Annotated in this window: 2 protein-coding genes; both read left to right on the forward strand. The window is 72.9% G+C overall.

What is annotated here, in order from left to right:
- Positions 1-1362 (forward strand): amidohydrolase family protein (locus IY392_RS15775; RefSeq protein WP_194861720.1); only part of this gene is annotated, 1362 nt, incomplete at its 5' end.
- Positions 1359-2569: 8-oxoguanine deaminase (locus tag IY392_RS15780; protein ID WP_194861721.1), on the forward strand; the 1211-nt coding region annotated here is incomplete at its 3' end. The genes IY392_RS15775 and IY392_RS15780, both read left to right, overlap by 4 nt.

A 2569-nucleotide genomic window follows, 5' to 3' on the forward strand; every position in this document is an offset into this window, starting at 1 on the left:
GTCGACGACCCCCGGTGGTTCCACGGCTGGGTCCACGTCGACGAGGGCGGGCTGATCGCCGGACTGGGCCCCGGCGACCCGCCGCCTGGCCTGCCCGGGACCGTCCACGACCTGGGCGGGTCGATCCTGGCGCCGGGGTTCGTCTCCGCGCACAGTCACCTGTTCACCGCCGGCATGCGCGGCATCGCCCCCGATGACACGCTCTACGGCTGGGTCTCGCGGATGGGCGAGATGATGGTCGGGGCGGAGTCGGAGGACCTGTACTGGTTCACCCTCGCCGGCTGTCTGGACTTCCTGCGCAACGGCGTGACCAGCGCCTACAACTTCACCCAGAGTCGGGTGGTGGCGGTGTTCGACCACGCCACCTCGACCCTGGTGGCCGAGCGGGTCCACGACGTCGACTTCCTCACGCGACAGATCGACGCGCAGGCCGACTCCGGGCTCCGGTGCGTCACCTCGACCCGGTTGGACGACGAGCAACTGCCCGAAGCGGAGTGCTTCGAGGCGTTCGCCCACGTCACCGACCACCGCCTGCGCACGGTCCCCCGGGACCTGGACCTCGGCGGCTCGGTGTTCGGGTCGGTGCAGTGGTCGTCGTTGCCGGTCACCGCCGACCGTGAGCGCGAGGCCATGGCCCGCCACGGGGTGGGCAACCAGGCCCACTTCGTGGAGACCGCCGAACACCTCGAGGTGCAGCGGGCCAAGTTCGCCTGGTACGACCGCGCCGGGGTGCTGGGACCCGATTTCGCCTTCGGACACTTCGTCCACCCCACCGAGCAGATGGTGCGCCGCGTGGCGGAGACGGACTCGGCCGTGATCTGGCAGGCCACCTCCAACGGACGGCTGGGTTCGGGCATCGCCGACGTCACGGGGTACCGGGAGGCGGGCATCCGTGTGGGGATGGGACTCGACGACCAGTCCTGCACCGATGTCTCCGATCCCTTCCAGAACATGCGCATTGGCCTGTACACGCAGCGGGCCGTGCACTCCGACGCCTCGATCCTGGCCGCCCACGAGGTGCTGCGGATGCACACCCTGGGGGGCGCCGAGGCGCTGGGCCTGTCCGGTCGGATCGGCAGCATCGAGGTGGGCAAGCACGCCGACCTCCTCGTCGTGGACCCGTCGGCCCCGGCCACGGGTCCGATCTGGGACCCGGTGGCGACGTACGTGTTGGCGTGCTCCCTCCGGAACCTCACGCACGTGTACGTGGGCGGGCGGCTGGTCGCCGAAGGGGCGCGCAGCCTGCACCCGCTCGCGGACGAGGCGGACGCCCAGCTCACCGACCGCATGGTCCGCTCGGCGCGGGCGCGCGGGTTCACCCCGGCGTTCACGCGCCCGGCTCCGGTGGGGACGCGCCCGTGACGGCGCAGGGCGGCGGGGCCGTCCTCATCGAGAACTGCGCGATCGCGACCGTGGACGACCATGCCGCCGAGTACGCCGGCGGCCACCTTCTGCTCATCGGGGGCCGCATCACCGCGGTGGGGGCGGGGCCGTGCGATCCCGCACTGGTTCCCGACGGCGTGGACCGGATCGACGGGACCGGCTGCCTGGCCACTCCCGGTCTGGTCAACACCCATCACCACCTGTATCAGTGGCTCACCCGCGGACTCGCGGCCGACGCCACGCTCTTCGAGTGGCTCACCGCCTCCTATCCGGTGTGGGCCGGCATCGACGCCGACGACGTCCGCACCGCCGCACTCGGGGGACTGGCGCACCTCGCGCTGGGCGGCTGCACCACCACCACCGACCACCACTACGTGGTGCCCGCCGACGCCGGCGACGTGTTCGCCGCCGAGATCTCCGCCGCCGCCACGGTGGGGCTTCGCTTCCACCCGTGCCGCGGTTCCATGGACCTGGGCCGCAGCTCCGGTGGGCTGCCGCCGGACTCGGTGGTGGAGGGCATCGACGCGATCCTGGCCGGCACGGCCGAGGTGATCGACCGGCACCACGATCCCGCACCGGACTCGATGTGCCGTATCGCCGTGGCGCCCTGCTCGCCGTTCTCGGTGACCGGCGACCTGCTGCGCGCCAGCGCGGACCTGGCCCGCGAGCGGGGCGTGCGACTGCACACCCACCTGGCCGAGACCGACGACGAGGAGGCGTTCTGCCGCGAACGGTTCGGCCGCACCCCCATGCAGTACATGGAATCCGTCGGCTGGACCGGCCCCGACGTGTGGTTCGCCCACACCGTGCACCTGGACGATCCTGCGATCGCCGCGATGGCCTCCGGCGGCATGGCGGCCGCGCACTGCCCCGTGTCCAACGGTCGGCTCGGCGCCGGCATCGCCCGCGTACCCGACATGCTCGCCGCGGGCGTGACCGTGGGGTTGGGGGTCGACGGCGCCGCGAGCAACGAGTCCGGCGTGCTGTGGGAGGAGATGCACCAGGCGCTGCTGGTGGCCCGGGCCACCCGTGGCCCCCGCGCCCTGGACGTGCGCACCGCACTGCGGATGGCCACCGTGGAGGGGGCGCGGACGCTGGGCCGGCAGGACGAGATCGGCCGGCTCGCACCGGGCTACCTGGCCGACGTCGCCCTGTGGCGCCTGGACACCCCCGCCCACGCCGGCAT

Origin of the sequence: Dietzia sp. SYD-A1 (assembly GCF_015356725.1) — a bacterium.
Classification (GTDB): Bacteria; Actinomycetota; Actinomycetes; order Mycobacteriales; family Mycobacteriaceae; genus Dietzia.